The sequence below is a fragment of the Segeticoccus sp. genome (assembly GCF_035708005.1).
In genome coordinates, this window is sequence record NZ_DASSTI010000045.1 from 40,278 (window position 1) to 48,355 (window position 8,078).

Sequence of the window (8,078 nt, forward strand, 5' to 3'; positions counted from 1 at the left end):
GCTGAGATGGCGCCCCTGATCGGGATCTCCACCTACCGCGAGCAGGCCCGGTGGGGAGTGTGGGACGTCACCGCAGACCTCCTGCCCAGCGCGTATGCCGACGCGATCCGCGCCGCGGGCGGCATCCCGGTGCTGCTCCCCCCAGCGGGCGACGACGAGCTGACGGCTCGCGCGGTCCTCTCCCGCCTGGAGGGGCTGGTCATCGCGGGCGGGGCGGACGTCGAACCGGCACGGTACGGACAGGCCCCCGACGAGCGCACGATCGGCTGGCGCGGGGACCGGGACGCCTGGGAGCTCGCGCTGCTCGCCGCCGCCGAGGACCGAGAGGTCGCGGTCCTCGGGATCTGCCGGGGAATGCAGGTGATGGCCGTCCACGCCGGCGGGACGCTGGAGCAGCACCTGCCCGACGTGGTGCGGCACGAGGGCCACTCCCCCGGCGGTGACGTCTACGGCACGATCGCCGTGGACGTCACCCCCGGCTCCCGGCTGTTCCAGCTCGTCGGACCCCAGGTCCAGGTCGGGTGCCACCACCACCAATCCGTGGTGAGCCACCCCGGCCTCACCGCCGTCGCCCACGCCGCCGACGGCACGCTCGAGGCGATCGACCGCACCGACCGGCCCTTCTGGCTCGGCGTGCAGTGGCACCCCGAGGTGCGCGAGGACACTGGCCTGTTCGCCGGGCTCGTCGCTGCCGCAGCCGCCATCAGCGGGTCGCCCCGCTGAACCGTCGGCTCCAGTCAGCGAGCGCGTCGCCGCGCGCACCGATGAGCTCGTCGCCTCGGTGCCCGACCTGAACACCACGCAGCCGCTGCCGGAGGCGCCCTGGTTCGAGCAGGGTGCGCGCTGGTCGGTGCGTCAGGTGATCCTGCAGGTCATCGCCGAGACCGCCCAGCACGCCGGTCACGCGGACATCATCCGGGAGGCCCTGGACGGGCAGAAGACGATGGGCTGACGCGGCCACCCGGCCAATGTGCGCAATCAGGTGGTCGGTGGGGCGTCCGGCAATACACTTCAGGGATGGCGCCTGGCCGGCAACGGGGGCGCGCAGAGGCACCGCCGCCCTCGGAGCGGTGGCCGGGACCACTTCCCCACCGACCACCGAGGTTCACCGGCGCATTCGTCGGCCGGGACGCCGAGATGGCCACGCTGTTGGCCTGGCTCGCGCAGGGGGCGGGGGCTCTTCTGACGCTCACAGGCCCCCCGGGTGTGGGCAAGACGCGACTCGCCGTCGAGGCCGCGTTCGTGCGCGCCGCGGACGCCGGCCCCCCGACCGCCTTCGTCGACCTGTCCGCGGTGACCGATCCGGACCTGGTGCTGGTGCTGGTCAACCGCGCCCTCGGCCAGGCCGCCCCCGGGCAGGGTGATCCGAAGTCGCTCACGGACGAGCCGGACGAGCGCTCCGCCCTGCTCGTCCTCGACAACTGCGAGCACCTGCTCGCGTCCGGCCCGGCACTGGCCCGGCTGCTCGACAGCGCCCGAGCGATCCGCATCGTCGCCACCAGCCGGGAACGGTTCGCCCTCGAGCTGGAGGAGGAGCTGCGCCTCCTGCCCCTGCCCACCCCCGACGGTATGGCCCCCACCGACCTGGCGCGCACCCGGAACAACCCGTCGGTGGCCCTGCTGCTCGACCGCGCCGCGGCCGTCAACCCTGCCTTCACCCTGACCACCGGCAACGCCGCCGCCGTCGTCGAGGCCTGTCAGCGACTCGAGGGGCTGCCCTTGGCGATCGAGCTCGCGGCGGTCAAGCTGCGCACCCTGAGCGCCGGTGACGTGGTCTTCCGGCTGGACCACCAGCTGCGGTTGCTCGCCAGCCAGGACCGGGACGTCTGCGAACGGCACAGCGGGCTGCGGGCGGCGATCGAGTGGAGCCACGACCTGCTGGACCCCGCCGAACGACGGCTCTTCCGGCGGCTGTCGGTCATGGCGGGCATGTGGCTGCTCGATGACGCCGCCGCGATCTGCCAGGCCCCGGCGGACGTGGTCCTCCCCCAGCTCGGCTCCCTGCTGGACAAGAACCTGGTCGAACGGCGCGACACCGAGCTGGACGCCGCACCGTTCGCCATGCTCGGCAGCATCCGTGAGTATGCCGAGCAGCAGCTCCTCGCCCACGGCGAGTCCGAGCCCGCGCACCGGGCGCACGCCGCGCACTTCACCGCACTCGCAGGGGCCTTCGAGGCCACGTTCGGCAGGTTGGAGGAACGCACGACGTGGCAGCTGCTGGACGTGCACGTGCCGAACCTCCGCGCGGCCCTGGACTTCGTCTCCGACCTCGGTGACCCGGGCCCCGCGCTGCTGCTCGCCTCCGCCATCGGCTGGTGGTGCTACACACGCGGCGAGCTGGAGCGCGGCAGTTCGGTGGTGGAGCGGACGCTGCGCTGGGCCGGCACTCGCGCGGTGGACCACCCGGACCCGGCGGCCGTTCGAGGCGCCCTCCTGGTGGGCGGTGCCCTCGCGGCGGGGCTCGGCCGGGTGGAGACCGCCCGGAGCCGGCTGCACGAGGTCGCCGACGCCGCCACCGACGACCCGCGCCGGACCTGTGTCGCGGCGACCTTCCTCGGCCAGGTCGCGCGCGGCCGCGGCCGGTTCGAGGAGTCGGCGCGCTGGCACGCCAGGGCGATGGAGGGCTTTCAGCGGTTGCGGAACCGGCAGGGCATCGCGTGGACGCACCAAGAGCAGGGCCTGCTCGCGCGCGACCGGGACCAAGCGTCTGACGCGCGGGCCCTCCTGCTGACCAGCCTGCAGGAGTTCCACGACCTCGACTACCCCTGGGCCGCCGCCTGGTCGTCGTGGGCCCTGGCCACGGTGGTCGTGCACGGCGACGGCCCAGACCGGGCCGCGCCGCTGCTCATCGAGGCCCTGCGCACCTTCTGGGGTGCGGGCGACCGCCGGGGCATCGCCCACTGCCTGGACACCGCCGCGGAGCTGGCCTCCCGGCGCGGGATGCCCGAGGCCGCCGCGCGGCTGCTCGGGTCTGCCGGGCGGCAGCGTGGTGAGCTGATGGCACCGGTCGGGGTGGCCGAGCGGGTCCGCGTCGCCACCGTGGAGCGGAACTGCCTCGAACACCTGGGCCCCCACGCCCTGGAGCGCGAGCGGCAGGTCGGGCGGGCCCTGCCGGTCGAGGCGGCGGTCGACCTGGCGATCCGCGCGGCGGACGGCGAGCTGCCCAGTCGGGAGACCGGGCTGCCGGCCCACCGGCTCACGCCCAGGGAACGACAGGTCGCTGCCCTGGTCGCGGTCGGTCGGACCAACCGCCAGATCGGGCGGGCCCTGGGCATCTCGGAGAAGACCGCGGAGGTGCACCTGCACCACGTGATGCGCAAGATCGGTGCCCACAGCCGGGCCGAGGTGGCGAGCTGGGCCACGGCACAGCGGCTCCCGCTTCCCGGACGGTGAGCGCGGCTGCCGGCGGCGGTGCCGGCAACTACGGGAAACCCCTCATGGCGCCTGGCCTTCGCCACGTCTAGACCGGAGACACCGACAACCTGTGCCGGTCGACCGCTCCACCACGTGCCGAGGAGGACCCCCATGACGTGGAATCTGACCGGCAGCTACCTCGAGAGCTGCAACTGCGACGTCGTCTGCCCCTGCATCACCTCCGGGCTGACCGCGCCCGCGGACCAGGAACGGTGTGAGGCGACGCTCGCGTTCCACGTCGACACCGGACGGGTGGAGCGCGATGGCACCGACCCGGTCGACGTGTCGGACCGCACCGTGGTCCTCGCGGTCGACGCGCCGCGTGTGATGGCCGACGGAGGGTGGAACGTGGCGCTGTTCGTGGACGGTCGCGCGGATGACCGGCAGGCGGACGCCCTCGTCTCGGTCTTCTCCGGCGCCGCCGGCGGCCCGATGGCGGCGCTCGCCCCGCTCATCGGCAACGTCCTCGGCGTGGAGCGGGTGCCGATCAGCTTCAAGGACGACGGCCGGCGGCACACCGTGCTCGTCGGGAACAGCATCGACATCGAGGTCGAGGACCAGGTCGCGCCACAGAACGGCGACGCCGGGCCGGTGATGACGCTGTCCGGCGTGTTCCACCCGGCGAACAGCACCGTGAACCTCGCGCGCGCGCTCCGGTCGAGCGGCCGCGCGGTGCACGGCCGGTCCTGGGACTTCGCCGGCCGCAACGGCCACTCGGCTCCGTTCGCCTGGTCGGCGTGAACCTCACCCCGGCTGCGCGCCAGGGCACCGCGCCGTATGTCGTCGTCCTCCTCGCCGCCGCCGCGGCGGCGTGGGCGTGGGTCCTCGCCCGGCCTCGCGACATGGGAGTGATGCCCGGTGCCGCGGGACTGGGGCCGGCCGCCTTCCTGGGGGCCTGGACGGTGATGATGGCGGCGATGATGCTGCCCGCCACGGCCGTGGTGGCGACCCTGTATGCCCGGACGCTCACCACCCAGCGGCTCGCTCGGCTCACGCTGTTCGCCGCGGGCTACCTGGTGGTGTGGGCACTCGCCGGAGTGCCGGCATACCTGCTCGCGCTCGGGGCGGGCCGGGTGGCGACCGGTCGACCGGTCCTCGGAACTGCCGTGGCGGCAGGCGCGTTCGCCCTCACCGGCGCCTACCAGCTCAGTCCGTGGAAGGAGCGGTGCCTGAGGACCTGCCGGGCACCGTTCTCGCTGCTGCTGCGCTATGCGTCGTGGCGTGGTCCGAGCCGGGAGCTGCGGGCCGGTGCGCACCACGGCGCGTTCTGCCTCGGGTGCTGCTGGAGCCTCATGGTGCTGCTCGGCGTCTTCGGGATGATGAACGTGTGGGCGATGGCCGGCCTCGCGGCGGTGGTGCTCCTCGAGAAGGCGACACCGGCCGGTCCCCGCCTCGCACGGGTCGTCGGCGCGGTGTCGCTGGTGCTCGCGGTGACGGTCGTGTTCGTGCCGCAGCTCGCACCGGGACTCACCGGTGGACTCACCGGTGGTCCGGCTCCGATGGCTCAGGCCGCCTCGAAGGAGCGCTTGGCCAGCCCCAGCGCGTAGCCGTCGATCGCGGTCTTCACCGGGGCCGTCGGGTCCGCGGCCGCACCCAGGGTGACGAACAGCGGAGTGAAGTGCTCGACGGTCGGGTGCGCGTACGGCATACCGGGGGCGTGCTGCCGGAAGGCCGCCAACTCGTCCACGTCGCCTCGGGCGAGGGCCTCCTTGGCCCACAGGTCGAAGTCGGAGGACCAGCCGGGCACCTGGTCGGTGTGCCGCCAGTCGATGAACGGCAGGCCGTGGGTCATGTAGCCCGAGCCGATGACCAGCACGCCCTGCTCGCGCAGGGGGCGCAGCCGGTCGCCGAGGGCGAGCAGCTTCGTGGCGTCCTGGGTGGGAAGGCTCAGCTGCAGGACCGGGATGTTCGCCTCGGGGTACATGATCTTCAACGGCACCCAGGCGCCGTGGTCGAGGCCGCGACTGCGGTGCTCGTGCACCTGCTCCTCGTCCGGCAGCAGGCTGACCACCTGCTGCGCGAGCTCGGCCGCGGACGGGGTGTCGTAGCGCATGGAGTAGTACAGCGGCGCGAATCCGCCGAAGTCATAGACCAGTTCGGTCGGCTCGGTGCTGCTGATGCTCAACGGCGCCGCCTCCCAGTGGGCGGACACGATGAGGATGGCCTTGGGCCGGGGCAGGTCGTGGGCCCAGCGGTGCAGCTGGTCCATCCAGTCCGTCATCTCGAACAGCATGGGCGCGCCGTGGCTCAGGTAGATGCTGGGCAGCGGGCCGTCCTCGGGGGTCCACAGCCGGTGCGGGTGCGCCTGCTCGGCGGCAGCCGCCTTCTGCAGGTGCGCGGCGAAGGGGTGGGCCGCCGGGATGCGCGCGTCGGCAGCGGCGGTGGTGCTCAGGGCCACGTCGGTGTTCATGGGTGCTCCTCGGGGCTGCGTGCGGTGGACGCACGTCGCCGGCTCGACTTTGTTGTCGCTACAAGCAACACTCTCACGCATTTGGTTGTTCCGTCAACTAGATCGTACGCTGGCCCCATGGACACCGACTGGCTGGAGGAGGAGGAGCTGCGCGCCTGGGTCCGCCTCGTGGCGCTCGTCGAGCTGCTCCCGGGGGTCCTGGAGGGGCAGCTCCGCCGGGACGCGGGGCTGACCCACTTCGAGTACTTCGTGCTCGCGGTCCTCTCCGAGGCGCCCGAGCAGACGCTGCGGATGACGTCCCTCGCGGGCCGCACGAACGCCACCCTGCCGCGGCTCTCGCACGTGGTGCGGCGGCTGGAGGGCCGCGGCCTGGTCGAGCGCTTCCCCTGCGCCGAGGACGGGCGCGCCACCAACGTCCGGCTGACCGGGGACGGCCGGGACCTGGTCGTGAAGACCGCCCCCGGGCACGTCGCCAACGTGCGGCGGCACGTCATCGACGCCCTCACCCCCGAGCAGGTGGCCCAGCTGTCCTCCATCGCCGGTGCCGTCCTCGAACGAGTGGATCCCGAGGGGCTGATGACCGCCACCACGAGGCGGTAGGGGCCCGCGCACCCTGCCGGGGCCCCCCGCCGCGGATAACCTGCGCAGATGAGCGAGTCGCTGGCGGGCCGCGTGCAGCAGGCCGTCCGGGGCCTGACCCCCGGCTACTTCGCGCTGGTCATGGCCAGTGGCATCCTCTCGATCGGGATGCACCTCGCGGGCCGGGTCACGATGTCGCTGGCGCTGCTGGTGGTGTGCGGCATCGCCTACGTCTCGCTGGTCGTCCTCACGCTGTGGCGGCTGATGGCCTACCGCGACGCCATCGTGGACGACTTCATCGACCCCGGACGGGCCTTCGGCTTCTTCACCTTCATCGCGGGCACGAACGTCTTCGGGGTGCGCCTGGCCCTGGACGGACTGCACACGGTGACCGCCGGCCTGCTCGCGGTCGCAGCTCTGACCTGGGTGGTGCTCGGCTACGTCATCCCCTGGACCGCCGTGCTGAGCCGGACCCAACGCCCGGTGATCACGGCCGCCAACGGGACATGGTTCATCTGGGTGGTGGCCAGCCAGTCCGTGGCGGCCTCCGCGGCGACCCTGGAACCGATGGCGACCGGCTACACCCGCGACGTCCTGGCCGTCGTGGCGGTCTTCTCCTGGTCGGTGGGCGTCTTCCTCTACGCCTCGGCCGGCGTGTTCGTGGCCGCCCGCATGCTGCTCTACGAGCTGCGCCCCATCGACCTGTCCCCGCCGTACTGGGTGGCGATGGGGGCAGCGGCGATCACCGTGCTGGCCGGGGCCCGCATCGTCGAGATGGCCGACGCGCCCATGGTCGCGGCCACCCGGGGGCTGATCAGCGGCGCCTCCGTGGTGTTCTGGGCGTTCGCCACCTGGCTGATCCCGGTCCTCGTGGCCGCGGGCTGGTGGCGGCACTGGCGCCACCACATCCCCTTGGGCTACGAGGCCACCTTGTGGAGCATCATCTTCCCGCTCGGAATGTATGCCGCCGCGGGCCTCTACCTGGGCCGCGCCGACCACCTGCCCATCGTCAGTGGCATCGGGCACGGCGAGCTCTGGGTCGCGTTCGCCGCCTGGGTGCTGACCTTCGTCGCGATGGTGCGGAACCTGGTCCGCACGGTGGCCCTACCCCCGCCGGCGAGCCGGCCGGTCCCCGACCGCGACTGACCACCTCGCGTGTGGCGTTTCGCGCCCGAAATCGCGTGCGACACGCCACCAACGAGGTGGTCAGTGGCAGGGAGCGCGGCGGTCAGTCGGTGCCGAACTCCATCGCGGCACGGTCGAGCAGCTCGTCCTCGGCGGACGCCCTGCCGCGTGAGGCGATCGCGTTGGCGGCGCCGGCGGGCATCGTGCCGATCAAGCCCGTCGAAGCGGCCTGCGCAGCCCCGATGAGCGCCGGGTGCGAGCTGCCCACCATCCCGATCCCGGCATACTGCTCGAGCTTGGCCCGGGAGTCGGCGATGTCCAGGTTGCGCATCGTGAGCTGGCCGATCCGGTCGACCGGCCCGAACGCCGAGTCGAGCGTCCGCTCCATGGAGAGCTTGTCCGGGTGGTAGCTGAAGGCGGGGCCCGTGGTGTCGAGGATCGAGTAGTCCTCGCCGCGCCGCAGCCGCAGCGTCACCTCGCCGGTGACGGCCGCGCCGACCCAGCGCTGCAGCGACTCGCGGATCATCAGCGCCTGCGGGTCCAGCCAGCG

At 73.0% G+C, this 8,078-nt stretch carries 8 protein-coding genes and 1 pseudogene; 7 read left to right on the top strand and 2 right to left on the bottom strand.

Annotated elements, in window-relative coordinates:
* The first annotated feature begins 6 nt into the window (after window positions 1-6).
* The 5 genes from VFL99_RS05550 to VFL99_RS05570 all read left to right on the top strand — a co-directional run bounded on the left by VFL99_RS05550 (window position 7) and on the right by VFL99_RS05570 (window position 4,961).
* On the top strand, window positions 7-723 hold the full coding sequence (locus VFL99_RS05550) for a gamma-glutamyl-gamma-aminobutyrate hydrolase family protein (protein WP_325105340.1): 717 nt from the start codon (window positions 7-9) through the stop codon (window positions 721-723).
* Entirely contained in the window at window positions 689-952 is a 264-nt protein-coding gene (locus VFL99_RS05555) for a mycothiol transferase (protein WP_325105347.1), read from the top strand. The genes VFL99_RS05550 and VFL99_RS05555 overlap by 35 nt, the downstream gene beginning before the upstream one ends.
* 254 nt (window positions 953-1,206) lie before the next feature.
* The gene (locus tag VFL99_RS05560; RefSeq protein WP_325105341.1) at window positions 1,207-3,393 is read left to right on the top strand and encodes an ATP-binding protein; all 2,187 of its coding nucleotides are present in this window, start codon (window positions 1,207-1,209) and stop codon (window positions 3,391-3,393) included.
* Between the two features lie 132 nt (window positions 3,394-3,525).
* The gene (locus VFL99_RS05565) at window positions 3,526-4,155 is read left to right on the top strand and encodes a DUF1326 domain-containing protein (RefSeq protein ID WP_325105342.1); all 630 of its coding nucleotides are present in this window, start codon (window positions 3,526-3,528) and stop codon (window positions 4,153-4,155) included.
* Entirely contained in the window at window positions 4,152-4,961 is an 810-nt protein-coding gene (locus tag VFL99_RS05570) for a DUF2182 domain-containing protein (RefSeq protein ID WP_325105343.1), read from the top strand. Before VFL99_RS05565 ends, VFL99_RS05570 begins: the two co-directional genes overlap by 4 nt.
* Here the strand turns inward: VFL99_RS05570 and VFL99_RS05575 are convergent.
* A complete protein-coding gene (locus tag VFL99_RS05575) occupies window positions 4,919-5,824 on the bottom strand; it encodes a dioxygenase family protein (protein ID WP_325105344.1) in 906 nt (301 codons plus the stop codon). The genes VFL99_RS05570 and VFL99_RS05575 overlap by 43 nt on opposite strands.
* Window positions 5,825-5,941: 117 nt before the next feature.
* Between VFL99_RS05575 and VFL99_RS05580 the strand changes: the two genes are divergently transcribed.
* Together VFL99_RS05580 and VFL99_RS05585 are read left to right on the top strand one after the other, a co-directional pair.
* A complete protein-coding gene (locus VFL99_RS05580) occupies window positions 5,942-6,424 on the top strand; it encodes a MarR family winged helix-turn-helix transcriptional regulator (RefSeq protein ID WP_325105345.1) in 483 nt (160 codons plus the stop codon).
* Between the two features lie 48 nt (window positions 6,425-6,472).
* Entirely contained in the window at window positions 6,473-7,549 is a 1,077-nt protein-coding gene (locus VFL99_RS05585; protein ID WP_325105346.1) for a tellurite resistance/C4-dicarboxylate transporter family protein, read from the top strand.
* A gap of 82 nt (window positions 7,550-7,631) precedes the next feature.
* Here VFL99_RS05585 and VFL99_RS05590 read toward each other — a convergent pair.
* Window positions 7,632-8,078, bottom strand: a pseudogene (locus VFL99_RS05590) (argininosuccinate synthase); the annotation flags it as partial.

Bases quoted from the DNA above. Each gene is read 5' to 3' on its own strand.
- VFL99_RS05550 (WP_325105340.1), top strand. From the start codon at position 7: ATGGCGCCCCTGATCGGGATCTCCACCTACCGCGAGCAGGCCCGGTGG.
- VFL99_RS05565 (WP_325105342.1), top strand. From the start codon at position 3,526: ATGACGTGGAATCTGACCGGCAGCTACCTCGAGAGCTGCAACTGCGAC.
- VFL99_RS05575 (WP_325105344.1), bottom strand. From the start codon at position 5,824: ATGAACACCGACGTGGCCCTGAGCACCACCGCCGCTGCCGACGCGCGC.
- VFL99_RS05580 (WP_325105345.1), top strand. From the start codon at position 5,942: ATGGACACCGACTGGCTGGAGGAGGAGGAGCTGCGCGCCTGGGTCCGC.
- VFL99_RS05585 (WP_325105346.1), top strand. From the start codon at position 6,473: ATGAGCGAGTCGCTGGCGGGCCGCGTGCAGCAGGCCGTCCGGGGCCTG.